The sequence below is a fragment of the Leptothrix cholodnii SP-6 genome (genome assembly GCF_000019785.1).
In the GTDB taxonomy this organism is placed as follows: Bacteria; Pseudomonadota; Gammaproteobacteria; order Burkholderiales; family Burkholderiaceae_C; genus Sphaerotilus; species Sphaerotilus cholodnii.
In genome coordinates, this window is sequence record NC_010524.1 from 2092727 (window position 1) to 2115058 (window position 22332).

Consider the following 22332-nt stretch of genomic DNA (forward strand, 5'->3'; position numbering starts at 1 on the left):
GATTACAGCCCGGCTCAGTCGGGAGTGTCAACCGGAGGCGCGGATTCTATTCACTTTCGAGCGCACCCTCCCGCGACACCCCGCACCACCCCGCGTCCGGGCGTGATTCGGCGCTCAACGGGGCGAGCGCACCACCAGCGCCACCCCCGCCACCGTGATGACGATGCCTGCCAGCACGGTGGGGCCGAGCGCTTCGTCGAACAGCAGCATCGCGAGCACCGCCGTGCAGGGCGGCACCAGGTACATGAGGCTGGTGACACGGGTTGCCGCGCCGCGCTGGATCAGCAGGTAGAGCAGCGAACTGCCGCCCAGCGTCAGCGCCAGAACCGACCATGCCAGCGCGCCGATCATCTCGGGATGCCAGTCGATCGCCTCGGGCTCCAGCAGGGCCAGCGGCAAGCTCACGGCCAGCGCGGCGAGCAGCTGCACCGTGTTGGCGGTGCGGACATCGCAGGGCGCGAGGTGACGTTTCTGGTAGAGCGTGCCCGCCGTGATGCTCAGCAAGGCCAGCACCGCCAGCGCCAGGTTGCCGGGCGTGATCTCGCCCTGAGCCAGCTTGCGTTCGACCACCAGCGCGAGGCCGGCCAGGCCCATCAGCAGGCCGAGCCACTGCTGCTTGCCCAGACGATGTGCCGCTGAGCCCGCGGTCGACGACGGGCCGCGTTCGCCGCGCCAGGTCACCCACACCGCCGTCAGCAGCGGTTGCAGACCGACGATCAGGGCCACCGTGCCGGCGCCGATCCCCATCTTCACGGCGGCCCAGACGCCGCCGAGATAGCCCGCGTGCATCAGCACGCCGGTGACAGCCAGATGGCCCCATTGCGCCCGGCCCTGCGGCCAGCGGGCGCCGCTCCAGGCGATCCAGGCGCCCAGGCAGGCGATCGAGCACGCATAGCGCAACGACAGGAAGCCCAGCGGCGGCGCATGCGGCATGCCGTAACGCGCGACGATGAAGCCGGTGCTCCAGATCAGCACGAACACCGCCGGCATGCTGGCGAGCCAGAGCTCGGTCGAGTCCGACGCGCGGCCGGCGGGTGTGGCAGACGTCGATTCGGATGGCGTGGCCATCGATCAGCGCACTTTGGCGCGGATCTCGGGCACCGCCTTCTTCATGTAATAGACCATCGACCAGATCGTCAGCAGGCTCGCCGCGATGATCAGGATCGTGCCCCAGAAGTGCGTGTCGATCACGCCGAACAGCTTGCCGTCGAACAGCAGGAACGGGATGGCGGTCATCTGCGCGGCCGTCTTGAGCTTGCCCAGCATGTGCACCGCCACGCTGCGCGAGGCGCCGATCTGCGCCATCCACTCGCGCAGCGCCGAGATGGTGATTTCTCGGCCGATGATCACCAGCGCGATGAACACGTCGACGCGGCCGAGCTGCAGCAGGATCAGCAAGGTCGCGCAGACCAGGATCTTGTCGGCCACCGGATCGAGAAAGGCGCCGAAGGCCGAGGTCTGGTTGAGCCGGCGCGCCAGGTAGCCGTCGAGCCAGTCGGTCAGCGCCACCGCCACGAACAGCACCGAGGCCGTGAGATTGCGCGTGGGCGTGTCCAGCGGCAGGTAGAAGATGCCGACGATCAGTGGAATCGCCACGATCCGGGCCCAGGTCAACAACGTCGGTAGGGTCATAAACATGGTGACATTGTGCACACATCGTGTGTGACGCACTGCTCGAGTACCCGGCCGAGTACCCGTGGACGCCAGCCGAATCAGCGCAGCGCCTGGTAGATCTGCTCGGCCAGTTCGGGCGAGATGCCCTCGACCGAGGCCAGATCCTCGACGCTCGCCTGCGCCACGCCGCGCACGCCGCCGAAGCGCTGCAGCAGCCGGGCGCGCTTCTTCGGCCCGATGCCGGCGATGTCTTCGAGCCGGCTGCCACCGGTGCGCACCGAGGCCCGCCTGGCGCGCATGCCGGTGATCGCGAAGCGGTGAGCCTCGTCGCGGATCTGCGCCACCAGCATCAGGGCGGCCGAATCGCGGCCGAGGTAGACCTTCTCGCGGCCGTCGGCGAACACCAGTTCCTCGAGCCCGACCTTGCGGCCCTCGCCTTTCTCGACCCCGACGATCAGTGCCAGATCGAGCCCGAGCTGCTGGAAGACCTCTTTCGCGACGCCCACCTGGCCGCGCCCGCCATCGATGAGCACCAGATCGGGCAGGCGGCCCTCGCCCGACTGGGCCGCTTCGGCCAGCTTCGAATAGCGGCGCGTCAGCACCTGGCGCATCGCCGCGTAGTCGTCGCCGCCCTGGATGCCGGCGATGTTGAAGCGCCGGTACTGCGCCGGCTGCATGCGGTGGTTTTCGAACACCACGCACGAGGCCTGGGTCGCTTCGCCCTGGGTGTGGCTGACGTCGAAACACTCGATGCGCAGGCTGTCGAGACCGCCGTCCATGCCCTCGGGCGCGAGGTCGAGCGCCTCGACCAGCGCGCGGGTGCGCGCCTGCTGCGAGCCCTCTTCGGCCAGCAGCCGGGCCAGGGCCAGCTCGCAGCCCTTGATCGCCATGTCGAGCCAGGCGCGGCGGTCTTCGCGCGGCTGGTGCTGGGCCACCACCTTGTGGCCGGCGTTGCCGGCCAGGGCGGCGATCAGGTCGCGATCGACCGGCAGGCTGGTGATCAGCAGGGGCGGACAGTCGGCGCCCAGATAGTGCTGCGCCAGGAACGCCTGCAGCACCGCACGCTCGGCCTGCCCGAGGCTGGAGCCCACTGCAGCGTCGGACGCAGCCGGGGCCGGTTCGGGGGTCGACGGCGTGCCGGCTTCCGGCTCTGCGGATTCTTCCTCGTGCGCCAGCGCGACGGCGTCATCGACGTGAGTCGGAAAGTACGCCCGGTCGCCGAGGTGACGCCCGCCGCGCACCATCGCCAGGTTCACGCAGGCCCGCCCGCCCTGCACCTTGACGGCCAGGATGTCGACATCGCCGGCCTCGCCGGTTTCCATCGACTGCTGATGCAGCACCTTCGACAGCGCGCCGAGCTGGTCGCGGATCTCGGCCGCCTTCTCGAACGCCAGCGCCTCGGCCGCCACCATCATCTGCGTCTGCAGGCCGTCGAGCACCTCCTGCGCCTGGCCGTCGAGAAAGCGCACGGCGTTGCGCACGTCGGCGGCGTAGGCCTCGGCGCTGATGGCCTGCACGCAAGGGCCCGAGCAGCGGCGGATCTGGTAGAGCAGACAGGGCCGCGTGCGGTTGGCGAACACCGTGTCCTCGCAGGTGCGCAGCCGGAACACCTTCTGCAGCAGCTGGATGCCTTCCTTGACCGCCCAGGCGCTCGGGTACGGCCCGAAATAGCGATGCCGGCGATCGACCGCACCGCGGAAATACGCCACGCGCGGGTACTCGTGCGTCACCAGCTTCAGGTAGGGGTAGCTCTTGTCGTCCCGGAACAGGATGTTGAAGCGCGGGTTCTGCGTCTTGATCAGGTTGTTTTCGAGCAGCAGGGCCTCGGCCTCCGAGCGCACCACGGTGGTCTCGATCCGGTGGATCTTGCCGACCATGTGGCCGATTCGGCTGCCGCCGTGGTCCTTGTGGAAGTAGCTCGAGACGCGCTTCTTCAGGCTCAGCGCCTTGCCGACGTAGAGCAGCTGGTTGCCGGCATCGAAGTAGCGATAGACGCCCGGCAGGCTCGGCAGGCTGGCCACCTCGGCGAGCAGGCGCTGCCAGACCTGCGCGCGCGCAGCGGCGGCGTCGATGGCCTGGGCCGCAGTCTCCTCGGCGGGCGCGGCAACGGCGTCCGGCAGGTTCTCGCCGGCCAGCTTGGCCAGTGCGTCGGTGGTCTCGGGGGTGGCCGGATTCATGGCCGAATTGTGCCGCCTCGGATAATCCGCCCATGCCCGTGCAGACCATCCCGCCCGCCTCGTCCGGCCTCGTTTCCGCGCCCCCGCAGGCCCCGCCGTGCCGGTCGTGGGACATCTTCTGTCGTGTCATCGACAACCACGGCGACCTGGGCGTGTGCTGGCGCCTGGCGGTCGACCTGGCGCAGCGTGGCCAGCGTGTGCGCCTGTGGATCGACGACGCCAGCGCGCTGGCCTGGATGGCCCCGACCGGCGCGAACGGCGTGAGCGTGCGGCCCTGGGCCGAGCCGTCGGTCGACGACGTGCCGGGCGATGCGGTGATCGAGGCTTTCGGCTGCGATCCGCCGGCCGGCTTTGTCGAACGCATGGCGCAGCGCGGCGTCGCGCCGCTGTGGATCAACCTCGAATACCTCAGCGCCGAAGCCTACGTGGCGCGCTCGCACCGCCTGCAGTCGCCGCAGTGGAGCGGGCCGGGCCGCGGTCTGACGAAATGGTTCTTCTATCCCGGCTTCACGCCCGACACCGGCGGCCTGTTGCGCGAGCCGGGCCTGATCGAGCGGCGACGGCTGCATCAGGCGGCGGCCGGAGATGGCGCCGAGGCGCTGGTCATCACGCTGTTCTGCTACGCCAACGCCGCCCTGCCCTCGCTGCTGGATGCGCTGGTCGATCTGCCCGACACGGCGCAGCCCGGTGGCGTCCGGCTCAAGGTCACACCGGGCTGGGCGGCCACGCAGGTGGTGCGTTGGCTCGGTTCAACCGAGGCACCCGACGCCGGCACGGTGGTCCGCCGCGGCCGTCTCGACATCGAGTTCCTGCCCTACCTCAGCCAGGCCGGATTCGACGAGTTGCTGTGGCGCAGCGACCTGAACCTGGTGCGCGGCGAAGACTCGCTGGTGCGCGCGCTGTGGGCCGGCCGGCCGATGCTGTGGCAGGTCTATCCGCAAGACGACGGCGCCCATCTGCGCAAGCTCGATGCTTTCCTGCAGCGCTATTTCGGGGTCGCCGACGGGCTTGACATGGCCGCCGTCCGGCTCGATGTTCAACAGGTCTGGCAGGCCTGGAACGGCGCCGAGTCCCCGCCGTCCGTGGCGCAGTGGCACCGGTTGCTGGCTGCCCTGCGCGGCGACTGGTGCAGGGCTTCGGAGGCGGTCTGCGGGCGGTTGTCAGCGCGGCCGGACCTGACGTCGTCACTGCTCGAATTCGCGGCCGACCACACCCCCGAACGGGCGGGTGCCGCCGACCGTCTAGAATAGAGAGCTTTGCGCAAGGTGTCGGCTCCAGCCGCACTGCCTATCCTCGGTGTCGTGACGATGGCACCGTTCAACATGCCAGGGCGCAGCGCAAGCCGCCCGCCCTTCGCCACCGCTACTCGCCCCGTGCAGGGGGCCACAGGAACACTGAGATGAAGATTGCACAGGAAATCCGCGCCGGCAACGTGATCATGCACGGCAAAGACCCGATGGTCGTGCTCAAGACCGAATACAGCCGCGGCGGCCGCAACTCGGCCACCGTGCGCATGAAGCTCAAGAGCCTCTTGAGCAACTCGGGCACCGAAGTCGTCTTCAAGGCCGACGACAAGATGGACCAGATCATCCTCGACAAGAAGGAGTGCACCTACTCCTACTTCGCCGACCCGATGTACGCGTTCATGGACGCCGACTTCAACCAGTTCGAAGTCGAAGCCGAGAACATGGGCGACGCCATCAGCTACCTCGAAGACGGCATGGCCGTCGAAGTGGTGTTCTACGACGGCAAGGCGATCTCGGTCGAACTGCCGACGTCGCTGGTGCGCGAAGTGACCTGGACCGAGCCGGCCGTCAAGGGCGACACCTCGGGCAAGGTGCTCAAGCCGGCCAAGCTGGCCACCGGTTTCGACATCCAGGTGCCGATCTTCGTGGCGCAAGGCGACAAGATCGAAATCGACACCCGCACGCACGAGTACCGCAAGCGCGTCTGACGCGAGACGGCGGCAGGTCGGGGTTTCTCCCGCCGCCGACATGAACCAGGGGCGCCCCGCGAGGCGCCCTTTTTCATGCCCGCATCACGGCTTGCGTCATGGTTCGCGGAAGCCGATCTCCAGGGGTACGAGCTGTTCCTCGGCGCCGTCGACGGTGCAGTTCATGCGCCTGACCGCCCGCTGGACCGCCCGGTAGTACTCGCGCGGCCCCGATTGCGGCGTCACGTCCAGGATCTGATTGCCGCGCACGCGGATCACGACCTTGACGTCGCCGGTGATGCCCACGCGGTCCCACTCGCCGGCCAGGGCCGACTTCAGGATGTTCTGGTAGCCCGGGCAGACGATCGCCACCTCGGCGCGCGGTGCGGGCCGGGTGGCCGGTGCTGCGGCGGGCGGCGGCGCAGGGGGGGCTGCCGGGCGGGTCTCGGCGGGCTTTTCGGGCGCACGCTCCTGCGTCACCTGAATCGCCGGCGCCGGGGCCGTCGCCGGCACGACGATTTCGGGCGCCGTGACAACGGGCGCCGGAGCGGGGGCCGGTGCCGCGGGTGTCGGCGGCGGCGGACGGTCGATCACCCGGGGCGGACTGGGCGAAGGGGGTGGCGGTGCGCGCGGTGGTGGAGGTGGCGGCGCCGGATCCGCCGGTCGAGGCTGGTCCACGATCGCCACCTCGATCGGCTTCTTGATCACCTCGATCGCCTTGCGTGCCAGGCCCGACATCAGGCCCCAGATGACGAGCACATGCAGCAAGGCGACCACCGCCAGGCCGATGAAGCGCCGGGAACGGTCTTGCGGTTGGTAGTCGGGACCCATCGGTGCGGCGCCCTCTTTCAGCGCGCGGCCAGCGACTCGTTGCCGAGCACGCCCAGCTTGCGCAAGCCCAGGCGATCGGCCGACACCAGCACCTCGGCCACCGCCTTGTATCTGGTGCGGCGATCCGGGCGCAGGTGGATCTCGGGCTGCGGCGTCTGTTGCGCCGCGGCGGCCATGCGCAACTCAAGGTCGGCTCGGTCGGCCAGCGGCTGGCCGTTCCACGACACGACGTTGCGGGCGTCGATGTCGATGCGGATCACCTCGGGCTTGATCGGCGGCGGCGTGGCCTTGGCCACCGGCAGGTTCAGGTTCACCGCGTGCAACTGAACCGGAATCGTGATGATCAGCATCACCAGCAGCACCAGCATCACGTCGATCAGCGGCGTGGTGTTGATGTCCATGATCGGCGCGTCGTCGTCAGCGCCGTCGGCAAAGTGGATCGCCATGTCGTCGCGTCCTCAGCCCTTGGCGGGCGGCTCGGTGATGAACGAGACCCGGGCGATGCCGGCGCGCTGGCAGGCCTGGATGACGCGGCCGATCGACTCGTAGTCGGCCTCGAGGTCGCCCCGGATGTGCACCTCGGGCTGCGGATCGCGCGTGGCCACCGCCTTGAGTCGCTCGACCAGTGCCGCAGGGTCGCGCACCTCGGTGTCGAACCAGAAGATCGCACCCTTGGCGTCGACCGAGACCACGATGTTCTCGGGCCGGCTCTGGCGCAGTTCGTTGCGCTCCTTGGGCAACTGGACCGGCACCGACAGCGTGACGACTGGAATCGTGATCAGGAAGATGATCAGCAGCACCAGCATCACGTCGACCAGCGGCGTGGTGTTGATGACCGACAGCACCTCGTCGGGCGAGTCGGACGAACCGGTTTGCATGGCCACGGCGGGCGACCTCGGTCAGCGCGCGGCCGCGTTGGCCTGAGCCAGCAGCACCGCGTGCAGGTCGCTGCCGAAGGCGCGTACATCGTCCATCGCGACCTTGTTGCGCCGCACTAGCCAGTTGTAGCCCAGCACCGCCGGCACCGCCACGGCCAGGCCGATGGCCGTCATGATCAGCGCCTCACCCACCGGGCCGGCGACCTTGTCGATCGAGGCCTGCCCGGCCACGCCGATGGCGGTGAGCGCGTGATAGATGCCCCAGACCGTGCCGAACAGACCCACGAACGGCGCCGTGGAACCGACCGTGGCCAGAAACGCCAGCCCGCCTTGCAGCCGGCTGTGCACCCGCTCGACGGCGCGCTGGATCGACATCGTCACCCAGGTGTTCAGGTCGATCTGGCCCAGCAGGCCGTCGTGCTTGCGGCTGGCTTCGGCACCGGCCTCGGCGATGAAGCGGAACGGGCTGCCCACGCTCAGCGCATCGGCGCCCTGGCGCACGTCGCCGGCACGCCAGAAACGGTCCTGCGCTTCCTGCGCCTGCCGGCCGACCCGCGCCTGCTCGAGCAGCTTGACGACGATCACGTACCAGCTGCCGGCCGACATCACCGTCATCAGCATCAGCACGATCTTGGCGACGACGTCGCTGCCCGCCCACAGTGCGGCCAGGCCGTAGGGGTTCTCGGTCAGGACGGCCGCAGCGTTGACCGCTTCCTGTGCCGATGCCGTCGAACCCATCGTGACGGCGCTGCAGATGAAGAGGGCGAGCGAACGCGACATGCCGCGGGCGCCAGCTGGTGGAAACAGGGACATCGACACTCCGTGACGGAAACGCAGGACGGAACAGCCCGGATGATGTCGATTCAGGCCCCGGGGAATACCGGGGCAGTCGATCACATCAGAATCGATACGCCGCGCGCAGCGCCAACACCCTTCCGAGCGGATCGGTGAAGCGCGGATCATAGCCAGCCTGGAACAGGCTCAGTTGCAGCGTCTGCGGCGGATCGCGGTCGAACAGATTGCGCAGGCCCGCCGATAACGTCAGGCCACGAATGCCGCTCCACTGCGCCATCAAGTCATGCAGCGCATAACTCGACACGTGATTTTCCGGAGCCTGATCCGCATACCCGGACTTGAAGCGCTGCGCCAACGTGACCGACCAGGCGTCGAGTGACCAGTTCACCGCGAAGGCGTGTTGCCAGCGGAATATCGGTGCGTTGTCGGCATAACGCCCGGCGGCCTCGATATGGCTGCCATTGCGTTCGCGCTGGTACCGATAGCTGTGCACATAGGTGCCGTCAAGGCCGATGCTGATTCGCCCCCATGCCTGTTGAACATCCTGCCAGGCCATCGAGACGTCCAGTCCGCTGGTTTGCAGCGTGCCCAGGTTTTCGGTCGGCAGATCGATATAGGCAATCGGGTCGATCGACGTGTTGAGGCAGGTATCGAGCTGTTCGCGACTGACCGTGGTGCCGCCGCCGGCCTCCAGCTGGCTGCACCGGACATAACGTGCGGCGTATTTGGCCGGATCGTCGAAGACCGCTTGTTCCGGCAGGCCGCCGATCAGGTTCCGGACACGGATGGTCCACAAGTCAAGACCGACCGACAGTGACCTGACGGGTTCGACCAGAATGCCCAATGAAAGATTCTTCGATTTTTCAGGCCGAAGGCTGTCGAGGCTCCTGCCGTCGGCGGCGGGGCCCGCGACCCGGACATTGAACTGCTGTGCACAGACGGCCCCGGCATTGGCGCCGTCGACGGCTTCGCCGCCCGGGCAATACCGCGGATCGTCATAACTGCCGAAGGTGAATCCGAAGGACTGCGGGCGATGGATGTCGTACAGGTTGGGGGCCCGAAAACCGCTGCCGACCGACCCACGAAACAGGATTTCAGGTGTCGCCTGCAGGCGCATGGCCAGTTTCGGGTTGAGTGTGCTGCCGAAATCGCTGTAGTGGTCGAGTCGAGCCGCGACGGTCATTTCCAGCGCGCGCGTCACGGGCCAGCCGATTTCTCCGTAGATGGCATCGACGCGACGCGACCCCGACGCATCGCCGCTCGGATCGAGACCAAGGCTGGGCAGCGAGGCGGTGACATCCAGGGTATCGAACGACGATCGTTCATCTCGATGCTCAAGTCCGATCACGAGCGCCAAGGGGCCTGCATCGAGATGGGCCAATTCGCCGCGCAACTGCAGATCGGCAAAATCGGACCGGCTGCGCCCGATCTGCACCGGGCCGACGATCTGTGCCGCATCGATGGCGGCTTGTCCTTCTGCGGTTTGAGGCCCGAACGGGTTGACCAGACCGTTCCAGACCGCGAGTTGCATCGAGGCGTCGTCGACATACCCCGCCAACACCCGCTCGGTACTTCTGCCTTGCGAGCGACCGACTGCTGAACGGAGATCCCAGTTCTGACCGAGTGCGCCCTTCAGTTCCAGCAGGGCACGGTTGGCGATGCTGGTGTTCTGCCGCTTCCTCTTGCCGGCGGGCACTTCGCGCCAGTCGACCAGCCCGCCGGGCACCATCGGCACACCCTCGGCGCCGCTGCACAGCTCGGGCACGAGTTGGGTGGGTGCCTCGAGCGGGAAAAATGCGCTGCCGGCGCGCATGCAGTGGTACGCGGGGGCGGCGGCGATCAGCGAGGTTTCCTGATTCCGTGCCCAGAGGTACTCGGCGCCCAGCGACCATTCATCGAGCAGTTTCAACTCTGCCCGCAACAGCGCCGTGCGTTGCTCGTTTGCGGGTATGGCATCCAGATCGCTGACGATGTCGTAGCGGCAGGCACTGGCATCGTCGTTCGGCAGCGAGGGGGATTTGTCGCAAGTCGGAAGAGAGGGTTCGAAACCGTCAAGATCCCCCGGAAAGCTCGTGCCGCTGGTCCAGTCGACAGAGTTTCCGCGCAGAACGCCGGTGCTTGCAAATGGACGGTCGCGGGCCGCCAGGCGATTCTGCCGACGGACGTCCAGCGCCCCCTGGACATGAAAACCATCGGCGTCCGGTACGCCGGCGCCGCCCACCAGGGAGAATCGCCGAACGGCACCTCCGCCCTGTTCCGAGCCTTGCGTGTCAACGCTGATCTGGGAATAGCGCTGCTCACGCTTGAGAATCACGTTCACGACCCCGCCGATCGCGTCCGAGCCGTAGATGGCAGACGCGCCGTCACGCAGGATTTCAATCCGATCCACGGCCGCCATCGGCAAGGCATAGAGATCGACCGCGGCGCCATCGAACGGATGGTTGACCAGTCGCCGGCCGTTCAATAACACCAGCGTCTTGTTGGCGCTGGTCGCAAATGGCGCATTCAATCCGCGAAGGTCGACCTCGGCCTTGCCGCCCGTCACCGCCCCGACGGCATTGCCGATCCCCATGTGGCTCTGATTGGCCGTCACCCACGCCAGTGCCTGTTCGATTTGCGTGATGCCTTGGCGCGTCAGGTCATCGATCCGGATGACGGTGACGGGCACGTTCGACTCGGCAGCGATTCGGCGCAAACTGCTTCCGGTGATTTCAACCCGTTCCAGTGAGGGTTGTCCGGCAACTGTGATTGGCCAACAACACAGTCCAAGAACGAGTGGCAGCAGTACGCGTGCGCCTGTCTGGCGGTTTGACATCGAAACTCCCTGATCCGTGTGTCGTCTGTACCCAGCATCTGTGTGCTGGTTGCGATGACAGATTCTCGACGCACGTAACCGAGTGTGTCCAGCGTCTTGCGTTGGAATTTTCAAGAAGAACCGATGTCGTGATGCGAGCAGAAAACAAAAAAGCGACCCGGCTGCTGCCGGATCGCTTTGATGTCTTGGTGGGCCCTGAGTGACTCGAACACTCGACCTACGGATTAAGAGTCCGCTGCTCTACCAACTGAGCTAAGAGCCCCAATACAAACAATACAACTTCTGTCAACCAACAAGAGAAACTTGCAAGACAAGTTTTCTTGCTCTTAATTTTGGTGGGCCCTGAGTGACTCGAACACTCGACCTACGGATTAAGAGTCCGCTGCTCTACCAACTGAGCTAAGAGCCCGAATAAAACTATTATAACACCAGCTTGGTGGGTTGTGCGGGACTCGAACCTGCGACCTACGGATTAAAAGTCCGCTGCTCTACCAACTGAGCTAACAACCCGCGCGATCCGGTCATCAATCCCCGCTACATAAGTCGCCGCCCGACATGCTTGACGCATCAACAGGGCTTGCAATTCATGCCACAGTCACCGGAAACAAACTGTCGTTTGACAATCACATTTCGCGAAGCCTGCAATCATAGCAGGAACTGATTCAATCATTCAAGCCCCCCCTGCGCATCGCACGCCCTGACCCAGGCCATCGCTGCTTCAGCCGCGACCATGCCGAAGGTCGCGGTCACCGTCACCGATGATCCGTAGCCGTGGCAGTTCAGGTTGCCATCGACATCGCAGCCGTTGTCTGGCCGCACCACGGATTCGCGGGAATAGACACATCGCACCCCGATGTCGCCGGTGCGTGGCGCGCCGTCGCGGCGCAGATGCTGGCGCAGGCGCGCCAGCAGCGGATCGTGCGTGACCTTGGCCAGATCGTCGACCTGAACCGCCTGCGGCGATGTCTTCCCACCGGCCGCGCCCACCGAAACCAGCTTGTGGCGTCCGGTCAGCGCCCATTGCGCCAGCAGGAGCTTGGCGCGTCCCTGGTCGCAGGCGTCGACGACCACGTCGACCGGCCCGGGCAACAGCGCCGGCCAGTTGTCGGCCTCGACGAACTCCTCGATGGCGTGCACCCCGCACAGCGGATGGATGTCGGCAATGCGGCGCGCCAGCATCTCGACCTTCGCAGCACCGACCGTGCTGCCCAGTGCCTGAACCTGCCGGTTGATGTTCGACTCGGCGATCTGGTCCAGATCGATCAGCACCAGCTGCGCGACACCACAGCGTGCCAGTGCTTCGGCGCACCACGAGCCGACACCGCCGAGCCCGACGATGGCCACCTTGGCCTGTCTGACCCTGAGATATGCCGGCTCGCCCCACAGTCGGCGCAGTGCGCCGAAGCGGCGTTCGAGATCGGCGTCGACGTCGGGCGTCGGCGTGACGAGGTTCATGCGGCTCGCTCCAGCTGCCAGTTCAGGAAACGCAATCCGGCGACCGCCCCGGCAATGATCGCCGCCACCGCGACCAGGCTGGTCAGCCCGAGCGTGGACAGGCCGCTCAGGCCCTGTCCGATGGTGCAGCCCATGGCGGTCACGCCGCCGATGCCCATCATCGTGGCGCCGATCAGGTGGCGAGCGGTATCGGCGGAGTCGCCGAAACCTTCCCATCGGAAGCTCTTCTGCCGGATGTTGACCAGCCAGGAGCCGGCCACCAGGCCACAAACCGCCACCACGCCGGTGCTCAGCCGGCGGCCCTGATCGGAGTAGAAGATCAGCCACTCGAGACCTTGCGCCACCGGCGTCACGAAACTGAGTGCCTCCATGCGCCGGCTGGCGGTGCCGAGAAAGGCTTCTTCGAGGGTTTCGGGATGCTCGGCCAGATGACCGAAGCGCCCGGACACCCACCAGACCGCCAGCACCACGGCGCCGATGCCGATGCCGCCCAGCAGCAGTCCGGCGTCACGGCCCGGTCGCGCCCACAGTGCCCAGGCCAGCAAGGCGGTGCCGACGACGGTGCCGACAACCAGCGCGACATCGGGCGTCGATCCGCCGTAGCCGGCGGCGATCAGGCTCGGCAAGTCCTGCGAGCCGGGCAGTGACACGGCCCAGCGGTCGACTGTCTCGACACGCCACATCGCGGTCAGCCCGCGCAGCGTCATCCAGGCCGAAAGCCCCATCACGAGCAGCACTACCAGCGCCTTGAGGTTGCCGCCGCCCAGCCGCACCAGGTTCTTGCTGCCGCAACCCGACGCCAGCACCATGCCGAAGCCGAACAGTGCGCCGCCGACCAGGGCCGACGCCCATTGCCAGCGTGAGCCGCCGTACAGCGTCTTGTCGGCGCTGACCCAGCCGGCGGCCACCATCAGGTTGAATCCGATCGTCACGACCCCGGCCGCCAGCGCCCACATGTGCAGCCGGCGCCAGTCGCCGAAGTTGACGACATCGGCGACCGCGCCCATGGTGCAGAAATGGCTGCGCTCGGCGATCGCCCCGTAGAGCAGCGCCAAAAGAAACACGGCCCAGAGTACCTGGGCCGTCAGATTCGATGCCTCGGAGGCTTGCATGCCGATGGATTCCAGGGCGTCAGTCTGTCGGGCCCGCGACCGGGCCGATCGTCACTTGAGCTTGGCCAGGCGTTCACGACCCGCCTGGGCGGCTTCGGACTGCGGGTAGTTCTTGACCAGTTCGTCGAGCGACTTGCGCGCAGCCTTCGGATCCTTGAGTTCGACCTGGCAATTGGCCAGCGCGAGCAGGGCCTCGGCGGCGCGGGGATGGTCCGGCGCGTTGCTCACGAGCGTGCGGAAGGTCTGTGCCGCTTCCTTGACCTCGCCCTTGCCGTACTGGGCATTGCCCAGCCAATACTGCACATGGCCGTTGTAGGGGCTGCTCGGAAAGCGGCGCTGGAAACCCTGCAGCGCTTCGGCCGCCTTGGCGAACTCGCCCTTGCGCAGGATGCCGATGGCGTCGTCGTACGCCTTCTTCTCGCCGGCGTCGACCGTGGCTTCCTGACCGTCGAGGCTGACCTTCTGCGGCTCCATGCGCCGGATCCGCTCGTCCTGCGCGGCGAGCGCGGCCAGCAGGTCCTTCTGCTTGCGCTGCACGTCGGCCAGTTCGCGCAGCAGGTCGCGCGAGGACTGGCTGGCCTGCTCGTCCTGCCCGCGCAGGCGGGCGAGATCGGCGCGCAGCATCTCGATCTGGCTGTTCAGGTCGAGCATGCCGCGCTTGAGGATGTTGACCTGCTCGGTCAGGTCGGCGTTTTCGGTCTTGCGGGCGGTCAGCTGCTGGGCCTGCTGCTGATCCTGAAGCTCGATCCGGTCGATCCGGTTGCGCAGGTCGACGATCGCCTTGCGCGCCTCTTCATCGTCGAACAGGCCGGCGCTGGCCAGCAGCGGCGCCAGCAGCAGGGCCAGGACCGCGGGCCTGGCGGCGCGCAGCAGCTGGGGTCGACGCAGATTGAACGTGTTCATCAGCGATCCTTCAGTTCGGCGCGGCGGTTCTTCGCCCAGGCGGCTTCGTCAGCGCCGGAGGCGGCCGGGCGTTCCTCGCCGTAGCTCACGGCTTCGGTCTGGCTGTCGGGCACGCCGAGCAGGGCCAGCGCACGCACCACCGCCTCGGCGCGACGCTGGCCGAGCGCCAGGTTGTATTCGCGGCCGCCCCGTTCGTCGGTGTGACCCTCGATCAGCATCTGGCGCTTGCGGTCGACGCCCAGGTACTTCGCGTTGGCCTCGATGACCGGCCGGTAGGTGTCCTTGACGACGTAGCTGTCGAAATCGAAATAGACCACGCGCGGCAGACCGGCGTTGCCCATGCCGATGTCGGTGCCCTTGCCGAGGTCGAGCGTCGCCACGCGCGACTCGCTGGTCTGGCCGGTCGAGCTGCCGTTGCTGCTGCTGCTGCCCGACGCCCCCGTCGAGCCTGAGCCGGCTCCGACGCTGCGGTCTTCGACCGGCGCGGCCGGCTCCAGGCGCGTGCTGGTCGAGCAGCCGCCCAGCAGGAGCAGCAGTGCGGTACCGGTGGCCAGCAGGCCGCCGCGGATGTCGTGGTTGATTCTGGACATGTCTCGTGATCCTGCGCCCCGCCGTGATCGGCGAAGCGGTGCGTTGGAATGGATGGCGTTCAGCGGCCGAAAGGCCCCCAGGTCGGCTCGCGCACGTCGGCCTGCGGTGCGCCGAGCCGGGCCTTGATGCTGCCGTCGAGCGTGGTGGTCATCAGCACGTCGCGCCCGCCTGCGCGGGTGGCGTAGATGATCAGGCGGCTGTTGGGCGCAAAGCCGGGGCTTTCATCGTCATTGGTGTCGGTCAGGGTGGTGATGGTTCCGGTGGCCAGCTCCATCAGCGTCAGGCGGAAGGCGCTGCCGTTCAGGCGCGACACATACGCCATGTAGCGCCCGTCCGGGCTCAGCGCCGGGCTGATGTTGTAGTTGCCCGCGAACGTGACGCGCTCGGCATTGCCGCCCCCTGCGGCAACGCGGTAGATCTGCGGGCCGCCGCCGCGGTCGCTGACGAAATAGACGCTCTTGCCGTCCGGCGACCAGGCCGCTTCGGTGTCGATGCCGCTGCTGGTGGTCAGCCGACGCAGGTCGCCGCCGGTGCGGCTCATCGTGTAGAGCTGCGACAGGCCGTCGCGTGTCAGCGTGACGACCAGCTGGTTGCCGTCGGGCGACCAGGCCGGCGCGCTGTTCGAGCCCTTGTAGTTGGCGATCACGCGGCGCTTGCTGGTCAGCACGTCCTGCACGTAGACCACCGCCTTGCGCGCCTCGAACGACACGTAGGCCAGCTCACGCCCGTTGGGCGACCAGGCCGGCGAGATGATCGGCTCGGGCCCGCCGACGGCGGCCTGGGCGTTTTCGCCGTCGGCGTCGGCCACCCACAGCGTGTAGCGGTTGGCGGCCTTGGACACGTAGGCGATGCGGGTCGAGAAGACCCCCCGTTCGCCGGTCAGCTTCTGGTAGACGTCGTCGGCGATGCGGTGCGCGGCCAGACGCAGGTCGTCCTTGGCGACGCTGAGCGCCTGGGCGGCCAGTTCGCTGCCCTTGACCACGTCCCACAGCCGGTAGCGCACGTCGAAACGCGCGTCGGCCAGGCGGGTGACCGAGCCGGCCACCAGGGCGTCGCTGCCGAGGCTGCGCCAGTCCGAAAAGACCGGGCGGCTGGTCTCGTCGTGGGCGACGTTGCCGGGCTCGACGCTCCTGAACAGGCCGCTGCGCTCCAGGTCGGCGCGCACGATCGCCGAGACCGGCTGCGGCGCCTTGTCCTCGTCGCGCAGGCGCAGCACGGCGATCGGCACCTGGGTGGCGCCGACCCCCGAGATCTCGACACGGAACTGCGCCCGGGACGCGGTTGCGTTCAGTCCGCCCAACAAACCCAGGGCAAGGCCGGAAAACTGTCTACGAGAGGTCATCGTCAAGGGATTCGGGTGAATGGGCTGCCGGCAACTCGAGATTGCGGCGCCAGGACCCGGCAATATATCGCAAGGTTACAAGTGGACCGTGACAGGTGGAACATCGCGTCTGATGGCATTCGATGTCCCGCCGCGTCGGCAACCGGTCGGTTCGCGCTTGTCGTCGGTGGCACCGGAAAGTTACGCTGCGTTACCCGGTCGGCCGGACGCTCGACCGGCGACGACCCATTCCACCCCCAGGAGACCCCCATGAACACGCCCGCTCGACCGCCCATCAGCCGCTACCCGGTGCCCGACCTCGCAGAGCTGCCGGCCGACCTGCGCGAGCGCATCCTCGCCGTGCAGGAAAAGGCCGGGTTCGTGCCCAACGTGTTCCTGTCCCTGGCGCACCGGCCTGACGAATGCCGGGCGTTCCTCGACTATCACGACGCGCTGATGCTGCGCCCGTCCGGTCTCGGCAAGGGCGAGAAGGAGATGATCGTGGTGGCCACCTCGGGCGCCAACCGCTGCCTGTATTGCGTGGTGGCGCACGGTGCCATCCTGCGCATCTACGAGAAGGCGCCGCTGCTCGCCGACGCCGTGGCCATCAACCATCACAAGGCCGACCTGAGCGCGCGCCAGCACGCCATGCTCGACTTCGCGCTCAAGGTCTGCACCGACTCGGCCGCCGTCGACGAGGCCGATTTCGCCGCCTTGCGGGCCCACGGCTTCTCGGAGGAGGACATCTGGGACATCGGCGCCATCACCGCGTTCTTCGGCTTGTCCAACCGCATGGCCAACCTGATCGGCATGCGGCCCAACGACGAGTTCTACCTGATGGGCCGCGTGCCGCGCCGCTGACGCGGCCGACCGGCTCATCGGTGGTGCGGCTTCACAGCAGCACGATGTCGTACTGCTCCGGATTCATCGTCGCCTCGACCTGCAGCGAGATCGGCTTGCCGATGAAGTCGGAGAGGCCGGCGATGTGCTGGCTTTCTTCGTCGAGCAGCATCTCCACCACCGCCGCGCAGGCGATGACGCGGAACTCCTTCGGGTTGAACTGGCGCGCCTCGCGCAGGATCTCGCGCAGGATGTCGTAGCAGACGCTGCGCGCGGTCTTGGTCTGGCCGCGGCCGCCGCAGGTCGGGCACGGTTCGCACAGCATGTGGGCGAGCGACTCGCGGGTGCGCTTGCGCGTCATCTCGACCAGCCCGAGCTGCGTGAAGCCGCTGATGGTGGTCTTGGTGCGGTCGCGCGCGAGCTGCTTGCGCAGTTCGGCCAGCACCTGTTCCTGGTGCTCGGGGCGCGTCATGTCGATGAAGTCGATGATGATGATGCCGCCCAGGTTGCGCAGCCGCAGCTGGCGGGCGATGGCCTGGCCGGCCTCGAGGTTGGTCTTGAAGATCGTGTCGTCGAAGTTGCGCGCACCGACGAAACCGCCGGTGTTGACGTCGATCGTGGTCAGCGCCTCGGTCTGGTCGACCACCAGGTAGCCGCCCGACTTCAGGTCGACCCGCCGCGCCAGGGCGCGCTCGATCTCCTGGTCGATGCTGAACAGGTCGAAGATCGGCCGCTCGCCCTTGTAGTGCTGCAGCCGCCCGACCGCGCTGGGCATGAACTGCTGGCCGAACTCGCGCAAGGCTTCGAACTGCGTGCGCGAGTCGATGCGGATCGACTGGGTGTTCTCGTTGACCAGGTCGCGCAGCACACGCTGCGCCAGGTTCAGGTCTTCGTGCAGCAGCGTGCCCGCCGCGCTCTTGAGCGCCAGTGCGCGCATCGTCGCCCAGGCCTTGCGCAGGTAGGCGATGTCCTCGGCCAGTTCGGCGTCGGTCGCGTCCTCGGCGTTGGTGCGCAGGATGAAGCCACCGCCGCCGCCGCTGTCGCGCGTGCCCACCAGCACGGCCATGCGCTGGCGCAGCTGCTCGCGCAGCTCGTGCGAGCCGATCTTCTGCGAGATGCCGATGTGTTCGTCCTGCGGCAGGTAGACCAGCAGCCGCCCGGCCACGCTGATCTGGGTCGACAGCCGGGCGCCCTTGGTGCCGATCGGGTCCTTGATGACCTGCACTACCAGGCTCTGGCCTTCGTAGACCAGCTTCTCGATCGGTGGCACGGCGCTGTCGCCGTGCGAGTTGCGCCCGATCGATTGCCCGGCCACGTGCACGTCGGCCACGTGCAGGAAGGCTGCGCGCTCCAGGCCGATGTCGATGAACGCGCTCTGCATGCCGGGCAGCACCCGCGCCACCTTGCCGAGGTAGACGTTGCCGACCAGTCCGCGTTCGAGCGTGCGTTCGACATGCAGCTCCTGCACCGCGCCGTTTTCGACGATGGCCACCCGCGTTTCCTGCGGGGCCCAGTTCACCAGGATGTCTTGCATGTCGGGTTCAGATCTTCCAGCCGAAGGCTTGCAACAACGTCGCCGTCTCGTGCAACGGCAAGCCCATGATGCCCGAATGGCTGCCGCTGATGTGGGCGATCCAGGCCGCCGCAGCGCTCTGGATCGCATAGGCGCCGGCCTTGCCCATCGGCTCGCCGCTGGCGACGTAATCGGCGATCTGGCGCTGGCTCAGCGGCACGAACCGCACCTTGGAGACGTGCAGCGCCTGCTCGGTGCGGCGCGCCGTGCCCACTGCCACGGCGGTCAGCACGCGGTGTTCGCGCCCGGCCAGCGAGGCCAGCATCTCGTGCGCCTGGCCGGCATCCTGCGGCTTGCCGAGGATGCGCCGGCCGATCGCCACGGTGGTGTCGGCGCACAGGATCGGCGCAGCCGGCAGGCCGGACGCCTTCAGGCGCCGGCGCGCGGCGTCGAGCTTGGCGCGGGTGACGCGCTGCACGTAGGTCGCGGGCGCCTCGTTGCCGATGACGGCCTCGATCGCCTCGGCGTCCTCGTCCGCGCCCGGCAGCAGCAGCTGGTGCGGCACGCCGATCTGGGTCAGGAGCTGGGCCCGGCGGGGGCTTTGCGAGGCAAGGTAGATCCAGTCCGGGCGGGGCATGGCAGGCGGGCGCGCGAGCGCCTCATTCACGGTGATAGGGGTGGCCGATGCTGAGCGTCCAGGCGCGGTAGAGGGCCTCGGCCAGCATCACGCGCACGAAGGCATGCGGCAGGGTCAGGTCGGACAGGCGCAGCTTCTCGTCGGCACCGTCACGCAGCGTCTGATCGAGGCCGTCGGGGCCGCCGACCAGCAGCGCGACATCACGGCCGTCGCGCTGCCAGACGGCCAGCCGCTCGGCCAGCTGCGCCGTGGTGACGCGCTGGCCGTGTTCGTCGAGCACGACCCGCCGACAGCCACGCGGCAGCGCGGCTTCGATGCGGGTCTTCTCGGCGGCCATCAGGGCCTCGACCGGCTTGCCGGTGGTGCGCGCCTCGGTCTTGACCGCCTTGAGCTCCAGCCGCAGATCCGGCGGGAAGCGCTTGGCGTAGTCCTCGTAAGCCGTGTCCGCCCATGCCGGCAGGCGTTGGCCCACCGCGATGAGCAGCAGCTTCATGGCTCAGGACCTCGGGTGCGTCAGGAGCGAGGCGTCTTGCGTGCCGGCGACTTGCGGGCCGGTGCGGTTTCGGCCGCGATCTCGGCGCGCACCCGTCGGGCCGGCGCCTTCTTGGCGGCAGCCCGTTCGGCCGCCACCTTGCGGGCGACGACCTTGTTGCCCGAACCCGGCTTGATGACGATCGTCTTGATGACGGTCGGCTCGGCCGCCTTCTTGCGAGCGGGCGCCTTCTTGGCCGCAACCGTCGTCCCGGCGGCCGGCTTGGCGGTCGCGGCCTTCTTCGCCACGGCCTTCTTCGCCGCAGGCTTGCGGGCCGTGGGCTTGTCCTCGACCGGCTCGGCCGCCGCCTTCTTGCTCGCTGCCTTGCGCTTGGGCGCCGGCGCCTCGTCCTCGTCGTCGGCACCGGCCTTGACCAGACCGCGGCCTTCACCGGCGAGTTTCATCTTGACCGGCTTGCCGCCCCAGATCTCCTCGAGGTGGTAGTACTGGCGGATCGCCGGTTGCATGATGTGCACCACGGCCTCGCCACAGTCGACGATGATCCATTCGCCGTTGTCGGTGCCTTCGACGCTCAGCACCCGGCCGCCGATGTCGCGCACGGCGTCGCGCACGCTGGCGGCGAGCGCCTTGGTCTGGCGGTTGCTGGTGCCCGAAGCGACCACCACGCGCTCGAACAGCGCGGAGAGATGCTCGGTGTTGAAGACCACGATGTCCTGGCCCTTGACGTCTTCAAGGCCATCGACGATGGCGCGTTGCAGCTTGCGGATGTCCATTCGGCTCCATTGTTGTTGGGTTTGCCGTTCACGGCAGGTTGCTGGGTGCGCGATGGGACGGCCGCCAGCGCTCATGTTCGCGCGGGGTCGAGATGGTACAGCCGCTGGCGCTCGATGTAACGGGCAACCGGTATCGACAGCAGCCCGGGGCTGAGCGCGGATGCTGCGACCCCCTGCGCCAGACGCTGCCGGATCGCGGTGGCGCTGACGTCGCAGGCCGGCATCGCCAGGCGGCAAAAGCGGTGCGGCGTGTCCCGCAGACAGGCGTCGGCCACCGGCTCGACACCCGCGCGTGCGGCCACGGCCAGGGTCACGCGGGTCAGCAGCTCACGCCAGCCGTGCCAGGTGTGGAAGTTGGCGTACTGGTCGGCGCCGATGACCAGAAACCATTGCGTCGCATCGGGCATCGCGGCTTGCAGCGCATGGACGGTGTCGAGCGTGTAGCTCGGGCCGGCACGATCGAGTTCGCAGCGCTCGAGCAGCTGGCGCGGGTCATCGGCGATCGCCAGGGCCACCATCGCCGCGCGGTGCTCGGCGGCGGCCATCTCGTCGCCCGGCTTCTGCCACGGCTGGCCGGCCACCACCCACCGCAGCTGATCGAGCGCCAGTTGATCCAGCGCCCCGTCGGCGAGCGCGCGATGCGCCTGATGCACCGGGTTGAAACTGCCGCCCAGCAAGCCGATGCGCAGCGGCTTGTCGATCTCAGCCACCGAGCCCCAGCCAGTCGCGCGGGCGCAGGAAATCGCTGTAAAGCCGCGCCTCGGGCGTGCCCGGCTCGGGTGCCCATTGATAGCGCCAGTTGGCCTGCGGCGGCATCGACATCAGGATCGATTCGGTGCGCCCGCCCGACTGCAGGCCGAACAGCGTACCGCGGTCCCAGACCAGGTTGAACTCGACGTAGCGGCCACGCCGGTAGCGCTGGAAATCCTGCTCGGCCTCGCCGTACGGCAGATCCTGGCGGCGCAGCGCGATCGGCAGCCAGGCGCCGAGAAACGCGTCGCCGACCGAACGCAGCATCGCGAAGCTGCCCTCGGCGCCCAGCTCGGAGAAATCGTCGAAGAAGATGCCGCCGATGCCACGCGGCTCGTTGCGGTGCTTGAGAAAGAAGTACTCGTCGCACCACTGCTTGAAGCGCGGATACAGGCCGTCGCCGAACGGCGCCAGCGCGTCGTGGCAGCTGCGGTGGAAATGCACCGCGTCGTCCTCGAAGCCGTAGTACGGCGTCAGGTCCATGCCGCCGCCGAACCAGCGCACGGTCTTGCCCGCGGCCGGCCCCTGCGTGGGGGTGGCCGAGAGCATGCGCACGTTCATGTGCACCGTCGGCACGAAGGGATTGCGCGGGTGGAACACCAGCGACACGCCCATCGCCTCGAACGGCGCACCGGCCAGTTCGGGCCTGTGCTGGGTGGCCGACGGCGGCAAGGCCGTGCCGCGCACCTGCGAGAACGCGCAGCCGCCACGTTCGAGCAGCTCGCCGTTCTCGACCAGCCGGGTCAGGCCGGCACCTTCGAGCTTGCCGCCGGGCGGGCGCTCCCAGGCGTCGCGGATGAAGGCGTGGCCGTCCTGCGCTTCCAGCGTGGAGCAGATGCGCTCCTGCAGGTCGAGCAGGTAGGCGCGCACGGTGGCGTTGGACAGCGTGTCGGTGTTCATC

22 protein-coding genes and 3 tRNA genes are annotated in these 22332 nt (G+C 67.9%); 3 read left to right on the forward strand and 22 right to left on the reverse strand.

What is annotated here, in order from left to right:
• Positions 1 to 114: 114 nt before the first annotated feature.
• The 3 genes from LCHO_RS09675 to uvrC form a co-directional block, all read right to left on the reverse strand.
• Positions 115 to 1068 (reverse strand): DMT family transporter, encoded by a 954-nt coding sequence (locus tag LCHO_RS09675; protein ID WP_012346958.1) that lies wholly within the window; start codon positions 1066 to 1068, stop codon positions 115 to 117.
• 3 nt (positions 1069 to 1071) lie between these two features.
• The gene (gene pgsA, locus LCHO_RS09680; protein WP_012346959.1) at positions 1072 to 1638 is read right to left on the reverse strand and encodes a CDP-diacylglycerol--glycerol-3-phosphate 3-phosphatidyltransferase; all 567 of its coding nucleotides are present in this window, start codon (positions 1636 to 1638) and stop codon (positions 1072 to 1074) included.
• 74 nt (positions 1639 to 1712) lie between these two features.
• Positions 1713 to 3791 (reverse strand): excinuclease ABC subunit UvrC, encoded by a 2079-nt coding sequence (gene uvrC, locus LCHO_RS09685; protein ID WP_012346960.1) that lies wholly within the window; start codon positions 3789 to 3791, stop codon positions 1713 to 1715.
• Positions 3792 to 3823: 32 nt separating this feature from the next.
• Between uvrC and earP the strand changes: the two genes are divergently transcribed.
• Both earP and efp read left to right on the forward strand, forming a co-directional pair.
• A complete protein-coding gene (gene earP, locus LCHO_RS09690; RefSeq protein WP_012346961.1) occupies positions 3824 to 5041 on the forward strand; it encodes an elongation factor P maturation arginine rhamnosyltransferase EarP in 1218 nt (405 codons plus the stop codon).
• Positions 5042 to 5190: 149 nt separating this feature from the next.
• Positions 5191 to 5745, forward strand: a complete 555-nt coding sequence (gene efp / locus LCHO_RS09695) for an elongation factor P (RefSeq protein WP_012346962.1) — start codon at positions 5191 to 5193, stop codon at positions 5743 to 5745.
• A 96-nt stretch (positions 5746 to 5841) separates the two neighbouring features.
• Here efp and LCHO_RS09700 read toward each other — a convergent pair whose 3' ends face one another.
• The 13 genes from LCHO_RS09700 to tolB all read right to left on the reverse strand — a co-directional run bounded on the left by LCHO_RS09700 (position 5842) and on the right by tolB (position 16446).
• Positions 5842 to 6555, reverse strand: a complete 714-nt coding sequence (locus tag LCHO_RS09700) for a hypothetical protein (RefSeq protein ID WP_012346963.1) — start codon at positions 6553 to 6555, stop codon at positions 5842 to 5844.
• Between the two features lie 17 nt (positions 6556 to 6572).
• Positions 6573 to 7001: an ExbD/TolR family protein gene (locus LCHO_RS09705; protein ID WP_012346964.1), complete on the reverse strand. Its 429-nt coding sequence runs from the start codon at positions 6999 to 7001 to the stop codon at positions 6573 to 6575.
• A 12-nt stretch (positions 7002 to 7013) separates the two neighbouring features.
• Entirely contained in the window at positions 7014 to 7439 is a 426-nt protein-coding gene (locus LCHO_RS09710) for an ExbD/TolR family protein (protein WP_043704102.1), read from the reverse strand.
• Between the two features lie 15 nt (positions 7440 to 7454).
• The gene (locus LCHO_RS09715) at positions 7455 to 8213 is read right to left on the reverse strand and encodes a MotA/TolQ/ExbB proton channel family protein (protein WP_150105446.1); all 759 of its coding nucleotides are present in this window, start codon (positions 8211 to 8213) and stop codon (positions 7455 to 7457) included.
• A gap of 118 nt (positions 8214 to 8331) precedes the next feature.
• Positions 8332 to 10896 (reverse strand): TonB-dependent receptor plug domain-containing protein, encoded by a 2565-nt coding sequence (locus tag LCHO_RS24125; protein WP_012346967.1) that lies wholly within the window; start codon positions 10894 to 10896, stop codon positions 8332 to 8334.
• Between the two features lie 333 nt (positions 10897 to 11229).
• Positions 11230 to 11305: transfer RNA gene (locus LCHO_RS09725), tRNA-Lys, on the reverse strand.
• Between the two features lie 71 nt (positions 11306 to 11376).
• Positions 11377 to 11452 (reverse strand) — tRNA-Lys (locus LCHO_RS09730).
• Between the two features lie 25 nt (positions 11453 to 11477).
• Positions 11478 to 11553: transfer RNA gene (locus LCHO_RS09735), tRNA-Lys, on the reverse strand.
• Between the two features lie 156 nt (positions 11554 to 11709).
• On the reverse strand, positions 11710 to 12498 hold the full coding sequence (locus LCHO_RS09740) for a tRNA threonylcarbamoyladenosine dehydratase (protein WP_012346968.1): 789 nt from the start codon (positions 12496 to 12498) through the stop codon (positions 11710 to 11712).
• Complete coding sequence (locus LCHO_RS09745) at positions 12495 to 13610, reverse strand: YeeE/YedE family protein (protein ID WP_012346969.1); 1116 nt, start codon at positions 13608 to 13610, stop codon at positions 12495 to 12497. The genes LCHO_RS09740 and LCHO_RS09745 overlap by 4 nt, the downstream gene beginning before the upstream one ends.
• Positions 13611 to 13661: 51 nt before the next feature.
• On the reverse strand, positions 13662 to 14513 hold the full coding sequence (gene ybgF / locus LCHO_RS09750) for a tol-pal system protein YbgF (protein ID WP_012346970.1): 852 nt from the start codon (positions 14511 to 14513) through the stop codon (positions 13662 to 13664).
• Positions 14513 to 15103, reverse strand: coding sequence for a peptidoglycan-associated lipoprotein Pal (gene pal, locus LCHO_RS09755; protein WP_012346971.1), 591 nt, complete (start codon positions 15101 to 15103; stop codon positions 14513 to 14515). Before pal ends, ybgF begins: the two co-directional genes overlap by 1 nt.
• 59 nt (positions 15104 to 15162) lie before the next feature.
• Positions 15163 to 16446: a Tol-Pal system beta propeller repeat protein TolB gene (gene tolB, locus LCHO_RS09760; protein WP_012346972.1), complete on the reverse strand. Its 1284-nt coding sequence runs from the start codon at positions 16444 to 16446 to the stop codon at positions 15163 to 15165.
• A 249-nt stretch (positions 16447 to 16695) separates the two neighbouring features.
• Here tolB and LCHO_RS09765 point away from each other — a divergent pair, with 249 nt between their 5' ends.
• Positions 16696 to 17286 (forward strand): peroxidase-related enzyme, encoded by a 591-nt coding sequence (locus LCHO_RS09765; RefSeq protein WP_012346973.1) that lies wholly within the window; start codon positions 16696 to 16698, stop codon positions 17284 to 17286.
• A gap of 31 nt (positions 17287 to 17317) precedes the next feature.
• Here LCHO_RS09765 and rng read toward each other — a convergent pair whose 3' ends face one another.
• The 6 genes from rng to hemF form a co-directional block, all read right to left on the reverse strand.
• Complete coding sequence (gene rng / locus LCHO_RS09770; RefSeq protein ID WP_012346974.1) at positions 17318 to 18799, reverse strand: ribonuclease G; 1482 nt, start codon at positions 18797 to 18799, stop codon at positions 17318 to 17320.
• 7 nt (positions 18800 to 18806) lie between these two features.
• Entirely contained in the window at positions 18807 to 19415 is a 609-nt protein-coding gene (locus LCHO_RS09775; RefSeq protein WP_012346975.1) for a Maf family protein, read from the reverse strand.
• Positions 19416 to 19437: 22 nt separating this feature from the next.
• Positions 19438 to 19908: a 23S rRNA (pseudouridine(1915)-N(3))-methyltransferase RlmH gene (gene rlmH / locus LCHO_RS09780; RefSeq protein ID WP_012346976.1), complete on the reverse strand. Its 471-nt coding sequence runs from the start codon at positions 19906 to 19908 to the stop codon at positions 19438 to 19440.
• 20 nt (positions 19909 to 19928) lie between these two features.
• Positions 19929 to 20681: a ribosome silencing factor gene (gene rsfS / locus LCHO_RS09785; RefSeq protein ID WP_012346977.1), complete on the reverse strand. Its 753-nt coding sequence runs from the start codon at positions 20679 to 20681 to the stop codon at positions 19929 to 19931.
• 71 nt (positions 20682 to 20752) lie between these two features.
• On the reverse strand, positions 20753 to 21391 hold the full coding sequence (gene nadD / locus LCHO_RS09790) for a nicotinate (nicotinamide) nucleotide adenylyltransferase (RefSeq protein WP_012346978.1): 639 nt from the start codon (positions 21389 to 21391) through the stop codon (positions 20753 to 20755).
• Entirely contained in the window at positions 21384 to 22331 is a 948-nt protein-coding gene (gene hemF / locus LCHO_RS09795; RefSeq protein ID WP_012346979.1) for an oxygen-dependent coproporphyrinogen oxidase, read from the reverse strand. The genes nadD and hemF overlap by 8 nt, the downstream gene beginning before the upstream one ends.
• Position 22332: the final 1 nt, after the last annotated feature.

Coding starts and splice junctions, on each gene's coding strand:
- rng (WP_012346974.1), bottom strand. CDS start 18,799: ATGCAAGACATCCTGGTGAACTGGGCCCCGCAGGAAACGCGGGTGGCC.
- efp (WP_012346962.1), top strand. CDS start 5,191: ATGAAGATTGCACAGGAAATCCGCGCCGGCAACGTGATCATGCACGGC.
- LCHO_RS09700 (WP_012346963.1), bottom strand. CDS start 6,555: ATGGGTCCCGACTACCAACCGCAAGACCGTTCCCGGCGCTTCATCGGC.
- LCHO_RS09775 (WP_012346975.1), bottom strand. CDS start 19,415: ATGCCCCGCCCGGACTGGATCTACCTTGCCTCGCAAAGCCCCCGCCGG.
- LCHO_RS09705 (WP_012346964.1), bottom strand. CDS start 7,001: ATGGCGATCCACTTTGCCGACGGCGCTGACGACGACGCGCCGATCATG.
- rlmH (WP_012346976.1), bottom strand. CDS start 19,908: ATGAAGCTGCTGCTCATCGCGGTGGGCCAACGCCTGCCGGCATGGGCG.
- rsfS (WP_012346977.1), bottom strand. CDS start 20,681: ATGGACATCCGCAAGCTGCAACGCGCCATCGTCGATGGCCTTGAAGAC.
- LCHO_RS09715 (WP_150105446.1), bottom strand. CDS start 8,213: ATGTCGCGTTCGCTCGCCCTCTTCATCTGCAGCGCCGTCACGATGGGT.
- hemF (WP_012346979.1), bottom strand. CDS start 22,331: ATGAACACCGACACGCTGTCCAACGCCACCGTGCGCGCCTACCTGCTC.
- tolB (WP_012346972.1), bottom strand. CDS start 16,446: ATGACCTCTCGTAGACAGTTTTCCGGCCTTGCCCTGGGTTTGTTGGGC.
- uvrC (WP_012346960.1), bottom strand. CDS start 3,791: ATGAATCCGGCCACCCCCGAGACCACCGACGCACTGGCCAAGCTGGCC.
- pgsA (WP_012346959.1), bottom strand. CDS start 1,638: ATGTTTATGACCCTACCGACGTTGTTGACCTGGGCCCGGATCGTGGCG.
- LCHO_RS09675 (WP_012346958.1), bottom strand. CDS start 1,068: ATGGCCACGCCATCCGAATCGACGTCTGCCACACCCGCCGGCCGCGCG.
- LCHO_RS09740 (WP_012346968.1), bottom strand. CDS start 12,498: ATGAACCTCGTCACGCCGACGCCCGACGTCGACGCCGATCTCGAACGC.
- ybgF (WP_012346970.1), bottom strand. CDS start 14,513: ATGAACACGTTCAATCTGCGTCGACCCCAGCTGCTGCGCGCCGCCAGG.
- LCHO_RS09765 (WP_012346973.1), top strand. CDS start 16,696: ATGAACACGCCCGCTCGACCGCCCATCAGCCGCTACCCGGTGCCCGAC.
- earP (WP_012346961.1), top strand. CDS start 3,824: ATGCCCGTGCAGACCATCCCGCCCGCCTCGTCCGGCCTCGTTTCCGCG.
- LCHO_RS09745 (WP_012346969.1), bottom strand. CDS start 13,610: ATGCAAGCCTCCGAGGCATCGAATCTGACGGCCCAGGTACTCTGGGCC.
- pal (WP_012346971.1), bottom strand. CDS start 15,103: ATGTCCAGAATCAACCACGACATCCGCGGCGGCCTGCTGGCCACCGGT.